Origin of the sequence: Tenacibaculum aquaeponti (assembly GCF_052084715.1) — a bacterium.
Classification (GTDB): domain Bacteria; phylum Bacteroidota; class Bacteroidia; order Flavobacteriales; family Flavobacteriaceae; genus Polaribacter.
In genome coordinates this window covers 376,569-393,536 of the sequence record NZ_CP197288.1, presented here as the reverse complement: position 1 = coordinate 393,536, position 16,968 = coordinate 376,569, and the positions used below count along the sequence as shown (strand labels likewise).

Annotated in this window: 15 protein-coding genes and 2 tRNA genes; 14 read left to right on the top strand and 3 right to left on the bottom strand. The window is 30.3% G+C overall.

The window, feature by feature from the left end:
* Window positions 1–54 precede the first annotated feature (54 nt).
* Window positions 55–852 (bottom strand): outer membrane beta-barrel protein, encoded by a 798-nt coding sequence (locus ACSIGC_RS01845; RefSeq protein ID WP_442266476.1) that lies wholly within the window; start codon window positions 850–852, stop codon window positions 55–57.
* Window positions 853–965: 113 nt separating this feature from the next.
* On the opposite strand from ACSIGC_RS01845, the gene ACSIGC_RS01840 reads away from it, so the two are divergent.
* The 7 genes from ACSIGC_RS01840 (at window position 966) to ACSIGC_RS01810 (ending at window position 7,266) form a co-directional block, all read left to right on the top strand.
* Entirely contained in the window at window positions 966–2,147 is a 1,182-nt protein-coding gene (locus tag ACSIGC_RS01840) for a THUMP-like domain-containing protein (protein ID WP_442266475.1), read from the top strand.
* 196 nt (window positions 2,148–2,343) lie between these two features.
* Complete coding sequence (locus ACSIGC_RS01835; protein ID WP_442266474.1) at window positions 2,344–2,970, top strand: hypothetical protein; 627 nt, start codon at window positions 2,344–2,346, stop codon at window positions 2,968–2,970.
* A gap of 6 nt (window positions 2,971–2,976) precedes the next feature.
* A complete protein-coding gene (locus tag ACSIGC_RS01830; RefSeq protein ID WP_442266473.1) occupies window positions 2,977–4,515 on the top strand; it encodes a hypothetical protein in 1,539 nt (512 codons plus the stop codon).
* 35 nt (window positions 4,516–4,550) lie between these two features.
* Window positions 4,551–5,006 (top strand): SsrA-binding protein SmpB, encoded by a 456-nt coding sequence (gene smpB / locus ACSIGC_RS01825; RefSeq protein WP_173862354.1) that lies wholly within the window; start codon window positions 4,551–4,553, stop codon window positions 5,004–5,006.
* A gap of 2 nt (window positions 5,007–5,008) precedes the next feature.
* Window positions 5,009–5,590 (top strand): Maf family nucleotide pyrophosphatase, encoded by a 582-nt coding sequence (locus tag ACSIGC_RS01820; protein WP_442266472.1) that lies wholly within the window; start codon window positions 5,009–5,011, stop codon window positions 5,588–5,590.
* Window positions 5,591–5,640: 50 nt separating this feature from the next.
* The gene (locus ACSIGC_RS01815) at window positions 5,641–6,591 is read left to right on the top strand and encodes a transketolase family protein (protein ID WP_442266471.1); all 951 of its coding nucleotides are present in this window, start codon (window positions 5,641–5,643) and stop codon (window positions 6,589–6,591) included.
* 51 nt (window positions 6,592–6,642) lie between these two features.
* Window positions 6,643–7,266: a porin family protein gene (locus tag ACSIGC_RS01810; protein ID WP_442266470.1), complete on the top strand. Its 624-nt coding sequence runs from the start codon at window positions 6,643–6,645 to the stop codon at window positions 7,264–7,266.
* 93 nt (window positions 7,267–7,359) lie between these two features.
* Here ACSIGC_RS01810 and ACSIGC_RS01805 read toward each other — a convergent pair whose 3' ends face one another.
* A complete protein-coding gene (locus ACSIGC_RS01805; RefSeq protein ID WP_442266469.1) occupies window positions 7,360–8,277 on the bottom strand; it encodes an FKBP-type peptidyl-prolyl cis-trans isomerase in 918 nt (305 codons plus the stop codon).
* Between the two features lie 76 nt (window positions 8,278–8,353).
* On the opposite strand from ACSIGC_RS01805, the gene ACSIGC_RS01800 reads away from it, so the two are divergent.
* On the top strand, window positions 8,354–8,734 hold the full coding sequence (locus tag ACSIGC_RS01800) for an RNA-binding S4 domain-containing protein (RefSeq protein ID WP_442266468.1): 381 nt from the start codon (window positions 8,354–8,356) through the stop codon (window positions 8,732–8,734).
* A 9-nt stretch (window positions 8,735–8,743) separates the two neighbouring features.
* Window positions 8,744–9,247 (top strand): phosphoribosyltransferase family protein, encoded by a 504-nt coding sequence (locus ACSIGC_RS01795; RefSeq protein WP_442266467.1) that lies wholly within the window; start codon window positions 8,744–8,746, stop codon window positions 9,245–9,247.
* Here the strand turns inward: ACSIGC_RS01795 and ACSIGC_RS01790 are convergent.
* Window positions 9,228–9,752, bottom strand: coding sequence for a shikimate kinase (locus tag ACSIGC_RS01790; RefSeq protein ID WP_442266466.1), 525 nt, complete (start codon window positions 9,750–9,752; stop codon window positions 9,228–9,230). The genes ACSIGC_RS01795 and ACSIGC_RS01790 overlap by 20 nt on opposite strands.
* Before the next feature lie 108 nt (window positions 9,753–9,860).
* Here ACSIGC_RS01790 and ACSIGC_RS01785 point away from each other — a divergent pair.
* The 5 genes from ACSIGC_RS01785 to purL all read left to right on the top strand — a co-directional run bounded on the left by ACSIGC_RS01785 (window position 9,861) and on the right by purL (window position 16,910).
* Window positions 9,861–9,933, top strand: a tRNA-Lys gene (locus ACSIGC_RS01785).
* Window positions 9,934–9,970: 37 nt separating this feature from the next.
* A tRNA-Leu gene (locus ACSIGC_RS01780) sits at window positions 9,971–10,054 on the top strand.
* 111 nt (window positions 10,055–10,165) lie between these two features.
* Window positions 10,166–10,951, top strand: a complete 786-nt coding sequence (locus ACSIGC_RS01775; protein WP_442266465.1) for a carboxypeptidase-like regulatory domain-containing protein — start codon at window positions 10,166–10,168, stop codon at window positions 10,949–10,951.
* 37 nt (window positions 10,952–10,988) lie between these two features.
* Window positions 10,989–13,136 (top strand): endonuclease, encoded by a 2,148-nt coding sequence (locus ACSIGC_RS01770; protein ID WP_442266464.1) that lies wholly within the window; start codon window positions 10,989–10,991, stop codon window positions 13,134–13,136.
* A 102-nt stretch (window positions 13,137–13,238) separates the two neighbouring features.
* Window positions 13,239–16,910, top strand: a complete 3,672-nt coding sequence (purL, locus tag ACSIGC_RS01765) for a phosphoribosylformylglycinamidine synthase (protein WP_442266463.1) — start codon at window positions 13,239–13,241, stop codon at window positions 16,908–16,910.
* The last annotated feature ends 58 nt before the right edge of the window (window positions 16,911–16,968 follow it).

Sequence of the window (16,968 nt, the reverse complement as noted above, 5' to 3'; positions counted from 1 at the left end):
CAAAAAAGAGGCTTATTTAAGCCTCTTTTTTGTTTTTATGTAAAATTTTATTAATTACTTAAAGTTATAAGTAATTCCAAAATTGATTCCAAATGAAGAATATGGCGCTTCAGGAGAAGGTAATCCATTTTCACCCCACTGTAATCTTTCTTGTAATAATAAACTTAATTCTGATAAAGGAGTAGCTCCTAATTGTTGAGCTAAAGCTTCAGCTGGAACATCAATAACTCCATTTAATGTCGCTTTATATTCTCCCAATTCAGAAATATCTCTAGTAACATCGATAGACATATATTCTACTTCTGCAAATAAAGATAATCTCTCTGTAATCGGGAATTTATATCCAGCTGCACCAATAAATCCTAATGGGAATTCTCCTCTAAAATCTGTAGTAAAATCAGCTTTAATATCGCCTCTCCCTGTTAAAGCAGCAGGAAGCGTTAAATCTACTACAGCTTCTGTTTTTCCTGCAATTTTAGTAAGCATACCCGCACGTACATAAATGTTTTTAGTAACATTATAAACTCCAGACAAAGATGCACCAAAAGCTCTACCCCTAGTTTTCATGTCTAAAATCCCTTCTACTTTTTGAAACTGTTGGTCAGTTCCGTAGATATATCCTACACCTACTTCTACTCCCCATTTTTCATTAAAAAAGTAACCACCTCTTAATTGAGTTTGCACTCCTTCTCCATAACTACCTTCAAAAGTACCAAGATTAACAATACCTGTAGGAGATAAAACAGAATTAGTTCCAAATTCTTTCTCTCCTGCTGCGAATGCATATCCTCCACTAAAAGATACATAAAATTGTGCACTAGCTGTAAATGAACATAACACTAGACACAACATCAAAAAACTGTTTTTAATCATAAATATTAAATGTTTGTTGCAAAAATTGAGGCGCGAAATTCATAAAAATATCAGTATTTTTGACTATCAGAAGCCATATTTTTTTACTTTTTTTGAATACAAATATTTTAAGAACTGACGTACAGGATTTTATAAACTCCAATTTAAAAAGTGATATTTCGAAACTCATTTTTAAAGGGAGTCCTTTTGATAATATCACTATACAAGAACTCGTAAATCAGATACAAGCAAGACAAAAAAGCGAGAAAAAACTCCCAACTTGGTTTAACACTAAAAACATTTATTATCCTGCTAAAATTTCTATAGAGCAAACATCTTCGGAAATTACCGCAGCATACAAATCTAAACTAATTACAGGGAAAAGCATTGCAGATATATCAGGTGGTTTTGGAGTAGATTCTTATTATTTTTCAAAATTTTTTGATATTGTTTTTCATTGCGAAATCAATTCTGAGCTTTCTAATATAGTTCAGCACAATTTCATTCAACTTGACATTAATAACATTGAAACTATAAATGATAATGGTATTCAATTTGTAAAAAATCATAAAGAAAAACTTGACTGTATTTATGTTGATCCTTCCAGAAGAGACTCACAACAAAACAAAGTTTTTTTCTTAAAAGATTGTACTCCAAATGTACCAGATTCATTAGAAATTTTATTCTCAAAATCAAATCAAATATTTATAAAAGCCTCTCCTTTATTAGATCTTTCTTCTGCTATAAATGAATTAAGAAATGTAAAAACAATTCACATTATAGCAATTAATAATGAAGTTAAAGAGTTATTGTTTTTGTTAGAGAAAAATTACAATAACGAAACAATAATAAAAACTGCAAATATTTTAAAAACAGAAATCCAAAAATTTAAGTTTGGTATTTCTGAAATTAAGCAAAATCCAGAATACAGTTTGCCTTTAGAATATCTTTACGAACCAAATGCAGCAATTCTTAAGTCTGGAGCTTTTTATCAAATTGCAACACATTTCAATATAAAAAAACTACATAAACATACTCATTTATACACATCAAATGAATTAATAGATTTTCCTGGAAGGACTTTTAAAATAAAAAAAACTATACCCTATAATAAAAAAAATATTATAAGAGAAGTCCCTCAAAAAAAAGCCAATATAACTGTAAGAAACTTTGGGAAATCTGTAGATCAAATAAGAAAAGAAACTAAAATTAAATCCGGTGGAGATCTTTATCTTTTTGGAACAAAGCTCCTTAATGAATCTAAGGTTTTTATAATCAGTTCAAAAATTAAATAGTTTTTTTTATATTTGACTTAGTTACTTAACTAAGTTAGAGGTAGCTACTGAAAAGTGTTTAAGGGGGAAACACTAGCGTAGCCTAGGTCTTTTAGGCTACGCGCCCCTTATAAATTATAACTACTTACACAACAGTTTATTTATATTTTAAAAAGATTTGTATTTTAGCTATTAATAATCAATTTAACTCAACTCAATGCCTTTTTTAAACGATCAAGAACTAGAAGATTTACAACAAGAAATTAAAGACTTAAATTCTAAAAATGAAGATTTAGAAAATGAATTGAATGAAAAAGCAGAAGAAATAGCAGATGTAAAAAGTATTTCTAGAAATAGGAATATAATACTAAGCTTTATAGCTGGTATTAGTTTGGCCATAGCTTATTTCGCCTATCAGGGGAAATTTGGTGGGCCTTCCTCAAAAACATCAGCATTAAATCAAGAACAAATAGATAGAATTATCGATAGTATTCAAACAGCAAACACAGGTGATCTCCAAGGTGAGGATTATAATGATGAATATAATGATGAAGTTTCTTCTACTGGAAATGGTAAAATATCTGCTATTAAGGATGGAATTAAAGGTAAGAAAGTATATTCAGTACAAATCGGTGCTTTTACAGAAAAAAGATACCCTTTATTATCTAAAACAATTGCAGGAAATTTATCTGATGACGATTACTTGAGATACTCTATCGGTTTATTTGAAACATTAAAAGAAGCTCAAAATTTTAGACGTCAATTATTAAAATATGGATTTGACGATGCTTTCGTTGCTTCATATATAAATGGAAAAAGACAACAAATTCATAAACCATATTAAGAACTAATGACTAACAGTTTTTTCAGAACGCTAGTGTTATTTTTATCACTAAGCGTTCATTTTTTTTACGCACAAATTAAAGAAACAACAAACCATAAAACTCAAATAGGATTTGCGCAAGTAGATTTTTTAAGTATCAAAATGCCTAATAATAATGAACCTAATATGGATTTTACAGGTATTCATTATAACATAAAATTGAATGATTGGAGTTATGCAGGATTAGGTTTCTATGGTGCCATAGGTGGTATTAGAGGTGGTTTTTTTACTTTAGGAGTGAATGCTGGTGTTAATTATAAATTTTATAAAAACTTTTTTGTTGACACTGGAATACATTTTGGTGGTGGTGGTGGTGCTTCAGCTCCTGATGGAGGCGGTGCTTTTATACTACCTCATTTTAATTTAGGTTATGATTTTAAGCACTTCTCTATATCTTCAGGTTGGAGTTACATAGACTTTTTTGATGGTGGCACAATTAATAGCAATCAATTTTATGCTTCAGTACAAATACCATTGAATTTTAATCATTCTGATTTTAAAAATAAAGAAGTTAAATACACTTTTGAAGATTTAAAAAATAGCAATTGGAACACTAAATCTAACAGAATTTCTTTAATGGTGCATTTAAATAATTTATCAGTTGAGGGTGATTCACAATTCACAACAGGAGAAGCTATTAAAGAAAGAACTATAAGGCTAGCTGGTTTTGAATTTATATCTTTTTTAAATAAGAATTGGCTATTCTTTGTTAGAGCAGACGGTGCTTTCCATGGAATTCCTGCTGGTTATATGGACATTTTCTTAGGTGGCGGTTATCATTTATCTCTGAATAAAAATAGAACTAATATTCAAGCTAAATTTGGAATTGGAGCCGGTGGCGGCGGCGGAGTTGACACTAAAGGTGGTTTCTTAATTTATCCTGATATTTCATTAGAGCAAAAATTATTTGACAATTTTTATGCAACCATAAATAAAGGATACTTAATGAGTCCTGATGCTCATTTTTTAACTTCTACTTTTGGAGTTGGATTAAAATATTATGTTGATAAAGAAGGAACTACTTCAAGTTTTTCTGAACCAAATAGTTTTAAATTCAAAGGAATACAAACTATCATAAAACAAGATTGGTATTTGGATGCTGCAAGAAATGGTAATTTCAACTTAGACATGCATCAAATTTCATTACAAGTCAATGTATTCTTAAATAAATACATATATGCTGCTGGTCAGACTTCATTTGCTAATTTTGGAGATGCAGGAGCATATGCAGAAGGAATTGTTGGTTTAGGTGCTGAATCTAAACGTTTTCTAAAAGATAAATTAAGTATCTATGGTCAATTATTAGGTGGAGCTGCTGGAGGTGGCGGAATAAGTACTGGACAAGGGTTAATTGTGAAACCTAGTTTTGGTGTTGATATAAAACTATTAGAAAACTTAAGTCTAAGAAGTGGTATTGGTTATGTAAAAGCAAGAGGCGGACGTTTGAGTAGTACTTTTGCTAACTTTGGAATTAATTATAATATTTCTATGCTTACTGCTAAATAATATTATTTAATTTTGTAGCTTATTGCTGAGGAATTATGCAGAAAAAAATAAACATACAGAATAAAAAAGCTCGTTTTGAATACGAGATTATAGATAAATATACTGCTGGTATCCAATTAACGGGTACAGAAATCAAATCTATTCGACAAAGTAAAGCTAGAATCACAGAAAGCTTTTGTGAATTTAATGAACGAGGTGAATTGTTTGTAATTAATATGTATATAGAAGAATATGCTTTTGGACACCATTACAATCATAATCCTAAAAGTGAACGTAGACTTTTATTAAATAAACAAGAACTAAAAAAACTAGCTCGTGAAGTTGAAGCAAAAGGTAATACAATAGTTCCCTTACGTTTATTTATCAATGAAAATGGTTGGGCTAAATTAGATATTGCCTTAGCTAAAGGTAAAAAAACTCATGACAAACGAAACACAATAAAAGATCGTGATAATAAAAGAGATTTAGCTCGTTTGAAAAAGAATTACTAATCATGCTTAAAGAAAAACTAGCAAAATATAATATCATTCTTGCTTCTGGTTCACCAAGACGTCAACAATTTTTTCGAGATTTAAATTTAGAATTTGAGATTCGTTTAAAAGAAGTAGATGAAATTTTTCCTGATCATTTTAAAGAAGTACAAATTACAGATTTTTTAGCCGATTTAAAATCAAAAGCTTTTGATAATGAACTTAAAGATAATGATATATTAATTACATCTGATACTATTGTTTGGCTAAACGATAAAGCACTTGGTAAACCAAAAGATTATGATGACGCTTTTAATATGCTTAAAAGTTTATCCAATAGAAGTCATAAAGTAATTACCTCTGTAAGTATTAAAGGAAAAAACTTTCAAAAAATACTTCATGATACTTCTTTGGTTAACTTTAGAGAACTTACAAATGAAGAAATTCATTACTATATAGAAAATTACGAACCTTTTGATAAAGCTGGAGCATACGGAATACAAGATTGGATAGGTAAAATAGGAATTAACAAAATAGAAGGAAGCTATTTTAATGTTATGGGACTACCTGTTCATAAATTATATAAAGAATTAGAAAATTTATAAGCTTCTTATAAGCTAAAAGTTTATTTTTGGTCAGAATTTACAACACAACAATGAAAAAATACACATTTACAGAAAAAAAAGATACACGTTCTGGTTTTGGTGACGGTTTAACTGAATTAGGAAAAACAAATCCTAATGTAGTAGCCTTATGTGCTGATTTAACAGGTTCATTAAAAATGAATGAATTCGAAAAAAATCATCCAGATCGCTTTTTTCAAGTAGGTATTGCAGAAGCAAACATGATGGGAATAGCAGCTGGACTTACTATTGGCGGTAAAATTCCTTTCACTGGAACATTTGCTAACTTCTCTACGGGAAGAGTTTACGATCAAATTCGTCAATCTATCGCGTATTCACACAAAAATGTTAAAATATGTGCTTCTCACGCAGGTTTAACTTTAGGTGAAGATGGAGCTACACACCAAATTTTAGAAGATATCGGGTTAATGAAAATGTTACCTGGTATGACTGTAATTAATACTTGTGACTATAACCAAACTAAAGAAGCTACTATCGCTATCGCTGAGCATGATGGACCAGTTTATTTACGATTTGGAAGACCAAAAGTTCCTGTATTCATGCCACAAGGTGAATTTAAAATTGGAAAAGCTATCAAATTAACTGAAGGTACAGATGTAACTATCGTTGCAACTGGTCATTTAGTTTGGGAATCTTTATTAGCTGCAGAAGCATTAGAAAAAGATGGAATTTCTGCTGAAGTAATTAACATTCACACTATAAAACCTTTAGATGAAGAAGCTATTTTAGCATCTGTAGCTAAAACAAAATGTATTGTTACTGCTGAAGAACATAATAAATTAGGTGGATTAGGCGAAAGCGTAGCACGTTGTTTAGCAGAGAACACTCCTACTCCACAAGAATTTGTTGCTGTAGATGATAGTTTTGGTGAATCTGGAACACCAGATCAATTGATGAAAAAATACAAAATTAACGATGAAGCAGTAATAGCAGCAGTTAAGAAAGTAATAAAGAGAAAATAAACGAGTTATTAACTCGTTTTTTTTATATATAATAATTCTAAAAGTAAAATTATGAAGAAACTTATTTTTACATTATGCTTATTATTTGCAGCAGTACAATTTTCTGAAGCGCAAATAGGTTTTGGTATTAAAGGAGGTATAAACTACAACTCAGATTCGTTTAAAGAAGTGTCAGATGATATTATTAACGGGAATGCTGAAAGCAGAACAGGTTTTCACGCCGGTGTTTGGTTACGATTTAAATTACCAATGTCTGGCTGGTATGTTCGTCCTGAATTAGTTTATACTTCTTTAAAAAGTGAAGTAGATTTAAAAACTACTGCTACTACTACACAAAAAGTAGGTTATGATTTTCAAAAAATTGATATTCCTGTACTATTAGGAAAAAAATTCTTTAAAGTTGCTTACGCGCATATTGGTCCTTCTTTTCAATATCTTCTTGATGGTGATTTGAATTTTGATGCAGTTTCTGATCTTAAAGCTGATGGGTTTACTGTAGGCTTACAATTAGGTGGTGGTGTTGAATTAGGTAAAGTTGGTATAGATTTACGCTGGGAAAGAGCTTTTTCTGATGTTGAATCTGAAATAATTTCTAATATTGGAGGAGTTAATAATACTACTAATTTTGACACTCGAGTTAATCAAATTATTATAGGACTTTCATATAGATTTTAATTAAAAAGAAATTATAAATTTCCTCAAATAAAAAGGACAACGAATTCGTTGTCCTTTTTATTTTTTATACTATACTATTTAAAAAAAATGAATTTAGTCATCTTTTGATTTTCTAACTTCTGGATTTAAATAATCTGGTAAAGTTGGATTGTTAGGGTCACTAAAATCATTTAATGGGTTACCATCTTTAATTTTTGTATCCTCATTTCTTGTTAAAACAAGGTCTCCATCATCATCTGTATCAACAAAATTTGGTAAACCGTCTCCATCTGTATCATCATTCCATGGTTTCCCATCGCCATCTAAATCTTCTAATATAGAAGGTATTCCATCAACATCTCCATCAGTATCTACAACAATATCATTTACTTCTACATAAAACATTAAAATATCATTAGCTAAAATTCCTCCAGCAACAAGGCCTTCATTTCTATAAGCTAATCCAGAAGGAATAAATAAAACTCCTTTACCTTTATTTGAAAAAGTTAATGGTTCGTTAGGATTAGTGGTATTTATTCCTCCTTTAAAATTTGTCATTCCATAAGTCCAACCACGTATTACTCCAGATCCTAAAACGAACCAAGTGTTTACATTAACATCAAATTGCACAGGACTAATTCTTTCAGTATCTAAGATCTTTCTTCCTGAATAATTTACTAAAACAGAATCTACTACAGTTGGAAATCCTTTAGGAGAAGAACCTTCATTTCTAACATAGGCATATAATTTAAAATCAATTTCTTTCCCATTTATATTATCAACTACATCTTGAGTTTTTAAATTAGGATCTTCTGATAGTGGCGTTTTTCCTGCCTCCATCGGCTTTACTATATCTGTATCTAAATCATAATAATGATTTTTAAAAAATTTAACCAACGAATCATTATCAATAGCAGATTGTGCTGCATGATCAAAGTTTGGGTCTACTGTACTTACAGGACCATCATCACCACACGAATACACTAAAATTGAAATAATACCAACTAATAGTATATGTTTTATTTTCATCATTTATTTTTATTTAGGGCTGCAATTTACCATTTTTATACCTTTGTAAAAAGAAGTCAACAAAAAATTAACTTTTTGAATGAGAATTGATAAATATTTATGGTGTATCAGATTGTTTAAAACAAGAAATATAGCTACAACTGCTTGTAAAAAAGGACAGGTAAAAATAGATGATAAAATATGTAAACCTTCTAGAGATATTTTTGGAAGTGAAACTATAACAATCCGTAAAAATCAAATCAATTATAAAATAATTGTTCTAGACATACCACCGAATAGAGTTGGTGCTAAATTAGTTGATTTATATAGAAAAGATATAACTCCAAAGGAAGAGTTTGAAAAAACTGAATTGTTAAAATACGCAAAAGACTATTATAGAAAAAAAGGCACAGGAAGACCTACCAAAAAAGACAGAAGAGATATTGAAGATTATTACGAAACTAATGAAGAAGATTCATAAATTTGCACCATGATCGAGACAAACAATATCATACTGAACACGACACAGGTTCATCAAAAAATTAAAAGAATCGCATATCAGATTTACGAAGTAAATCATTTAGAAAATGAAGTTGTTATTGCAGGTATAGCAAATAATGGTTTTTTGTTAGCAGAAAAGATTGTTGAAGAACTTAAAAATATTTCTGATTTAAATATCACTCTCTGTAAAGTAAGTATTAACAAAAAAAATCCTTTAGAAGAAATTACAACTGATATTACCGTTAAAGATTATACTAACAAACCTTTGGTATTAGTAGATGATGTTTTACATTCTGGAACTACTTTGATATATGCTGTAAAACACTTTTTAGGCGTTCCTTTAAAGAAATTTAAAACAGCTGTATTGGTAAATAGAAATCATAAAAAATACCCTATAAAAGCCGATTTTAAAGGTATTTCATTATCAACATCTATAAAAGAACATGTTGTAGTTGAATTTAATGATAATAATATTATCGCTTTTTTAGAATAGATTTAATTTCTAATAAAATATCATCTATATTTTTATTGTTAGTATTTATTTTATGTGAAGCTTGTTCGTAGAAAAAACTACGTTCAAATAAATGTTTTGCTATAAACTCATGTAATTCACCATCATTTAATTTAGCAATTAAAGGTCTTGATTCTTTTTCTTTCTTTAACCTTTCTACTATTGTATTAATGGAAGTTCTTAAGTAAATGGAAATTACATTTTCTTTCTTATTAATTACATCCATATTTCCAGCATAACAAGGAGTGCCACCTCCTAAAGAAAGAATAAAATCATTTTCTCTTTCTAAAAGTTCTTTTAAGCATTCATGCTCTTTTAATCTAAAAAATATCTCTCCTTCTACATCGAAAATTTCTGGAATTGTTTTATTTAATTTACCTTCTATATAATGATCTAGATCAATAAAAGGTAGTTTTTTCTCTTCCGAAAGTAATTTTCCGATAGTAGATTTACCACTCCCCATATAACCTAACAGTATAGTTTTCATTGAAATAATTTTTAGAGTTACAAAGATTAAAAAAAAAACATAAAAAATACTTTCAAGTTTCAAAAAACGTATATATATTTGCACTCGCTTTTCGAAAGAAGAGTTATTGACCGGGTAGCTCAGTTGGTAGAGCATCTCCCTTTTAAGGAGAGGGTCCTGGGTTCGAGCCCCAGCCCGGTCACATAAAGTTAAGCATTTGCTTAACTTTTTTTATTTAAGCGCATATGGCGGAATTGGTAGACGCGCTGCCTTGAGGGGGCAGTATTCTTATGAATGTGGAAGTTCGAATCTTCTTATGCGCACTCAAAACGTTTCTTTATAATTAGAGAAACGTTTTTTTATGGTATATTTTTTGAAAGTTCTTTAACGTATAATTGACTAATATCACCATAAATATTCCGTATTATTGCATTATGCTAAAAAAATTATCTTTACTATTACTTATCTTAACAGTTTACAACACTTTCGCTCAAGAAAACAAATTAAGAGGGCAAGTTGTTCATGCAGTTACAAAGAAACCGCTTAGCGCTTCACATGTACTTAATTTAAATACCGTAATTGGTACTATCACAAATGAAAAAGGACTTTTTGAATTAACTGCTAAAGCAAACGACACTGTTTTAGTATCTTTTTTAGGTTTTGAGTCTATTAAATTGAAAGTAACTAATGATTTACTAAAAGGTAACGAATTAGAAATAGCTTTGAACGAAAAACCAGAAGAAGTTAAAGAAATTATTATAAAGTCTACTAAATTAATTGGTGTATTAGAAGTAGATATAAAACAGGTTCCTAAAGATAAATTTACTAGAATACATTTAAATGGATTACCACAGACTTATGAAGTTGGAAGACCACAAAAAATCTCCTCTCCCATTGCTAAACTTCTCAACCCTGTAGATCTCGTTTATAACTTATTTGGGAAAAAACCTAAACAACTAAAAAAATTACAAAAGCTAAAGAAAGAAGATGACTTGCGTAAAATGTTAGCAGGCAAATTTGACAGAGAAGTAATGATGGAATATTTAGAAATGGATAAACAACAATTAACAAAACTGTTAGATGATTGTAATTATTCTGAATACTTCATTAAAAAAGCTAGTGACTTACAGTTAATTGAGGCTGTGTTAAATTGTTATGAAAATTATAAAGCAATTAAAAAAGGTAAAATTGAAAGAGATAGAATACCTAGAAAAAATTAAATTATAGTTTTTAAATCAATTCTTAAAAAAGTTATTTATGGTAAAAAAAATACCTTTAACTATTTTTGCTTTGTTATACTTTACTATAACAAGCTCTATTTATGCCCAGCAAAGTTACTACAGTGATGTAGACTTAAACCTTACCGGAACATCATTAAAAAACGCTTTGGCTGTAAAAATAATTAATACTCACACCAACGCTTTAGATTATACTCCTGGAATATGGGAAGCTTCAAGAGCTACTGATATTAATCCCGTTAACAGTTCTGAAGTTTTACTTATTTATGGTTACAGTACTTCTGGATCTACTTCTAGAACTAGAGGAATTAATGATAATGGAGGAAACAACGGAGAATGGAACCGAGAGCATGTTTATGCTAACTCATTAGCCAATCCTGATCTAGATGCAGGTGGTACTAACGGACCTCCGTATGCTGACGCTCATAATTTACGTCCTTCTGATACGCAAATTAATTCATCAAGGGGTAATAAAAAATTTGCTACAGGATCTGGTAATTCTGGAGCTGTTACAAATGGATGGTACCCTGGAGACGAATGGAAAGGTGATGTAGCTAGAATTATTATGTACATGTATTTGAGATATGGAGACCAATGTAAACCTACACAAGTTGGTGTTGGTAATTCATCTGCTACTCCAGATGACATGATTGATTTATTTTTACAATGGAATGCAGAAGATCCTGTTTCTGATGTTGAAAAACAAAGAAATACTTTTCATGAAAATACTTCAAACACTTATGCTCAAGGAAATAGAAACCCTTTCATCGATAATCCAAGATTAGCTACAAGAATTTGGGGAGGACCAGATGCGGAAGATATTTGGGGAATTTATTCAAATTCAGATACAGAAGCTCCAACTGTACCAACAAATTTAATGGCAAGTAACATCACTACTTCATCTATTGACATTTCTTGGACAGCTTCAACGGACAATGTTGATGTAACTAGTTACGATATTTATGTAGATGGAAATCTAAACACTAATGTAACAAGTACAAACCATACGTTAAATAATTTAGCTTCTAATACAACATTTTCTATTTCGGTTTTAGCTAAAGATGCTGTTGGTAATGAGTCAGCTCAAACTTCTCCAATAACACCTAAAACTTTAGAAGATACAACTGCTCCTACTACTCCAACAAATATTGTTATTAGTAACGAAACAGATACTACATTTAAAGTTTCTTGGAGTGCATCTACCGATAATACTGCTGTCACTGAATATGAAATTTATATTGATGGAAGTGTAAATGGAACTAGTACGAATACAGAATATACTGCAAATAGTTTAACAGCCTCTACTACTTATAGTGTTCAAGTTTTAGCAAAAGATGCAGTTGGTAATTCTTCTTCATTAAGTACTGTAGTAAACGCAACAACTACAGATGGGGGAACTTCAAGCGCAAATGAACTATTTTTCTCAGAATATGTAGAAGGGTCAAGTAATAATAAAGCTATTGAAATCGCAAATGTTACTTCTAATCCAATTGATTTATCTGTGTATAGTATTAAAAGAAACGGAAATGGTGGTTCAACTTGGTCTGCTCCTCTTAATCTTTCAGGAACAATAGCTGCAGGCGATGTGTATGTAATCATTAACGGTAGCTCTTCTATTCAAAAACTAATTGATGAAGCTGACTTGAATCATCCAAATTCTAGTGCAACTAACAACGGAGAACCAATAAACTTTAATGGAAATGATCCTGTAGGTTTATTTAAAAATGATGTTTTAATAGATATTATTGGTGTTTTCAATGGAGGAACAGCTAATTTTGCTAAAGACAAAACATTACGAAGAAAATTAACTGTAGTTACCCCTAACACTACTTTTGATTTAATAAATGAATGGGAAGAATTTCCACAAGATAATGTAGACAATATCGGAATTCATAATACAGCTACAGCTAGCGTAAATGAAGAAATTCTAAATAATATTAAAGTTTTTCCTATTCCAACTATTAATGGAACTATAAAGATTCAAAACAAAACTAATATTACTATTAATAGAATAAGTGTATTTTCTATAGATGGTAAAGAAGTTTTTAATTCTTCTAAAAACTTAAATGAAAACACAATCTTCATTAAAAATTTACTAACTGGAATATACTTTTTAAAAATAAAGACAAATTCTGGAGATAAACATCAAAAGATATTAGTAAAGTAAAAATTAAAGCGGCAAAATTTTGCCGCTTTTTTTATGCTTCTATTTCATCCAAAAGAATTAAATTTACACCCTTATAACAACACGTAAACACAACTTAACATAATGATTCATTTCTTTGGAAACACAAGCAGCAAGGTTTTTGCTGTTCAAACAACAGAAGAATTAACATCTGAGACTATAGCAAAATTAACTTGGTTATTTGGTAATCAACCTAAAATAAACGTGGCGTCTATCGACGCCTTTTTTGTTGGACCAAGAGCGGCTATGATTACACCTTGGAGTACAAATGCCGTTGAAATCACCCAAAATATGGGTATTGAAGGTATTATAAGAATTGAAGAATTTAATGCTGTAGCTAAAGATTTTTCAGAATTTGATCCAATGATTTCTCAAAAATTTGAAAAATTAGATCAAGAAACGTACACCATAAACATTAGACCCGAACCAATTATAGCAATTGAAGATATTGCAACTTATAATGAGCAAGAAGGTTTAGCATTAAGTAGCGAAGAAGTTGAATATTTGAATGAAGTTTCTGAAAGAATTGGAAGAAAACTTACAGATTCTGAAGTTTTTGGTTTTTCACAAGTAAACTCAGAACACTGTAGACATAAAATTTTTAATGGAACTTTTGTCATAGATGGAGAAGAACAACCTACTTCTTTATTCAAAATGATTAAAGAAACTTCGAAACAAAATCCAAATGATATTGTTTCTGCATATAAAGATAATGTCGCTTTTATAAAAGGTCCTAAGGTTGAACAATTTGCTCCAAAAAGTGCAGATAAACCTGATTTCTACGAAACCAAAGAGTTTGAATCTGTGATTTCATTAAAAGCAGAAACACATAACTTCCCTACTACTGTAGAGCCATTTAATGGAGCAGCTACTGGTTCGGGGGGAGAAATTAGAGATCGTTTAGCGGGTGGTAAAGGTTCTATTCCAATGGCCGGTACTGCTGTATACATGACTTCTTATTCTCGCTTAGAAGAAAATCGTCCTTGGGAAAAAGCCATGGATGAAAGAAAATGGTTATACCAAACACCAATAGATATTTTAATTAAAGCTTCAAATGGAGCTTCTGATTTCGGAAATAAATTCGGACAGCCATTAATTTGTGGATCAGTTTTAACTTTTGAACATGAAGAAGATGCTAGAAAGTTAGGGTTTGATAAAGTAATTATGCAAGCTGGTGGAATTGGATATGCTAAAGCAGATCAAGCTTTAAAAGACACACCTAAAGAAGGTGATAAAATTGTAATTCTTGGAGGTGAAAATTACAGAATTGGTATGGGAGGAGCTGCAGTTTCTTCTGCTGATACTGGTGAATTTTCTTCAGGTATTGAATTAAATGCTGTTCAAAGATCTAATCCAGAAATGCAAAAACGTGCTGCCAATGCAGTAAGAGGAATGGTTGAAAGTGAAGAAAACTTTATTGTTTCTATTCACGATCATGGAGCTGGTGGACATTTAAATTGTTTATCTGAATTAGTAGAAGATACAGGTGGAAAAATTGACTTAGATCAACTTCCTGTTGGAGATCCTACATTATCTGATAAAGAGATTATTGGAAACGAATCTCAAGAAAGAATGGGATTAGTAATTTCAGAAGAAAATTCTGAAATATTAAATAGAATTGCAGAAAGAGAACGTTCTCCTATCTATACTGTTGGTGATGTTACTAACGATCATCGTTTTACATTTAAATCTAAAACTAAAGGTAATACACCAATGGATTTAGCTTTATCTGACATGTTTGGAAGTTCTCCAAAAACAATAATGACAGATAAAACAATCAATCGTAACTATAAAGAAATTACATATTCTAGTGAAAACTTTGAATCGTACTTACATCAAGTTTTACAATTAGAAGCTGTTGCTTGTAAAGATTGGTTAACAAATAAAGTAGATCGTTGTGTTGGTGGTAAAGTAGCTAAACAACAGTGTGTTGGACAATTACAAATACCTTTAAATAATGTTGGTGTTATGGCACTAGACTTTAAAGGTAAAGAAGGAATTGCTACTTCTATTGGCCACTCTCCTATTTCTGGTTTGATAGATTCTAGAGCAGGAAGTTTAAATTCAATTGCTGAAGCTTTAACGAATATTATTTGGGCACCTTTGAAAGATAATTTACAATCGGTTTCTTTATCTGCAAACTGGATGTGGCCTTGTAAAAATGAAGGTGAAGATGCTAGATTATACAAAGCTGTAAAAGCAGTTTCTGAATTCTCTATTGATTTAGGTATAAATGTTCCTACAGGTAAAGATTCTTTATCAATGAAACAAAAGTATCCTAATGAAGACGTGATTTCTCCAGGTACAGTAGTTATATCAGCAGCTGCAAATTGTAATGATATTACTAAAGTTGTAGAGCCAGTTTTTCAACAAAATAAAGGAGATATTTACTACATCAATTTATCACAGGATAGTTTTAAATTAGGTGGTAGTTCTTTTAGTCAAGTTGTAAATAAGATAGGTAATGAAGTACCATCAATAAAAAATGCAGCTTTTTTCAAAAAAGCTTTTAATACTATTCAAGAATTAATTAAGCAAGAAAAGATTGTTGCTGGACATGATGTTGCTTCGGGTGGTTTAATTACTACTCTTTTAGAATTATGTTTTGCAAATACAAATACCGGAGCTAACTTAGATTTATCTGCGCTAAATGAAAATGATTCTTTACGTTTATTATTTGCTGAAAACTCAGGAATTGTAATCCAAGCAAGTGATAGTTCTATAGAAGATACATTAAAAGCTAATGCTATTGAATTCTTTAAAATAGGTTCAGTAACTGAATCTGATAGAATTAATATTAAGAATAATACTGATTTATTTTCTTTATCAATTAGTGAATTAAGAGATGTTTGGTATAAAACTTCATATTTATTAGATCAAAAACAAACTGCAAATAACTTAGCTGAAGATCGTTACCAAAACTATAAAAACCAGCCTTTAACATATACTTTTCCTAATAATTTTACTGGTGAATTACCAAAAATAGATACTACCAAGCCAAAACCTAAGGCTGCTATTATTAGAGAAAAAGGTTCTAACTCAGAAAGAGAAATGGCAAATGCCATGTATTTAGCTGGTTTTGACGTTAAAGATGTTCATATGACTGATTTAATATCTGGAAGAGAAACTTTAGAAGACATCCAATTCATTGGTGCTGTAGGTGGTTTTTCTAACTCAGATGTTTTAGGTTCTGCTAAAGGATGGGCTGGAGCATTTTTATATAATGAAAAAGCAAATACTGCATTAAAGAAATTCTTTGAAAGAGAAGATACTTTATCAGTTGGTATTTGTAATGGGTGTCAGCTATGGATGGAATTAGAGCTAATTAATCCAGAACATGATATTCATGGAAAAATGATTCATAACGATTCTAACAAGCATGAGAGTTCGTTTACATCTGTGAAAGTTCAAGAAAATAACTCTGTAATGCTATCTAGTTTAGCAGGAAGTACTTTAGGTGTTTGGATTTCTCATGGTGAAGGTAAATTTAATTTACCTAAACAAGAAAACGAATATAATGTTGTAGCTAAGTACGCTTACGAAGAATACCCTCATAATCCTAACGGTTCAGATTATAACGTAGCCATGTTAACTGATAAAACAGGAAGACATTTAGTTACTATGCCACATATTGAACGTTCTACATTCCAATGGAACTGGCCATATTATCCTGAAGGTAGAAAAGACGAAGTTTCTCCATGGTTAGAAGCATTTATTAATGCTAAAAATTGGATCGATAATAAAAATGATGATTAAGTAATTTAATTATATGACTAGTCCTAAATAACCGTTACAGTTATTTATTGATTAAATA

Excerpts from the sequence above, each read along its gene's own strand:
- ACSIGC_RS01845 (WP_442266476.1), bottom strand. The coding sequence starts at position 852 with ATGTTGTGTCTAGTGTTATGTTCATTTACAGCTAGTGCACAATTTTAT.
- ACSIGC_RS01835 (WP_442266474.1), top strand. The coding sequence starts at position 2,344 with ATGCCTTTTTTAAACGATCAAGAACTAGAAGATTTACAACAAGAAATT.
- ACSIGC_RS01830 (WP_442266473.1), top strand. The coding sequence starts at position 2,977 with ATGACTAACAGTTTTTTCAGAACGCTAGTGTTATTTTTATCACTAAGC.
- smpB (WP_173862354.1), top strand. The coding sequence starts at position 4,551 with ATGCAGAAAAAAATAAACATACAGAATAAAAAAGCTCGTTTTGAATAC.
- ACSIGC_RS01820 (WP_442266472.1), top strand. The coding sequence starts at position 5,009 with ATGCTTAAAGAAAAACTAGCAAAATATAATATCATTCTTGCTTCTGGT.
- ACSIGC_RS01815 (WP_442266471.1), top strand. The coding sequence starts at position 5,641 with ATGAAAAAATACACATTTACAGAAAAAAAAGATACACGTTCTGGTTTT.
- ACSIGC_RS01810 (WP_442266470.1), top strand. The coding sequence starts at position 6,643 with ATGAAGAAACTTATTTTTACATTATGCTTATTATTTGCAGCAGTACAA.
- ACSIGC_RS01805 (WP_442266469.1), bottom strand. The coding sequence starts at position 8,277 with ATGATGAAAATAAAACATATACTATTAGTTGGTATTATTTCAATTTTA.
- ACSIGC_RS01800 (WP_442266468.1), top strand. The coding sequence starts at position 8,354 with ATGAGAATTGATAAATATTTATGGTGTATCAGATTGTTTAAAACAAGA.
- ACSIGC_RS01795 (WP_442266467.1), top strand. The coding sequence starts at position 8,744 with ATGATCGAGACAAACAATATCATACTGAACACGACACAGGTTCATCAA.
- ACSIGC_RS01790 (WP_442266466.1), bottom strand. The coding sequence starts at position 9,752 with ATGAAAACTATACTGTTAGGTTATATGGGGAGTGGTAAATCTACTATC.
- ACSIGC_RS01775 (WP_442266465.1), top strand. The coding sequence starts at position 10,166 with ATGCTAAAAAAATTATCTTTACTATTACTTATCTTAACAGTTTACAAC.
- ACSIGC_RS01770 (WP_442266464.1), top strand. The coding sequence starts at position 10,989 with ATGGTAAAAAAAATACCTTTAACTATTTTTGCTTTGTTATACTTTACT.
- purL (WP_442266463.1), top strand. The coding sequence starts at position 13,239 with ATGATTCATTTCTTTGGAAACACAAGCAGCAAGGTTTTTGCTGTTCAA.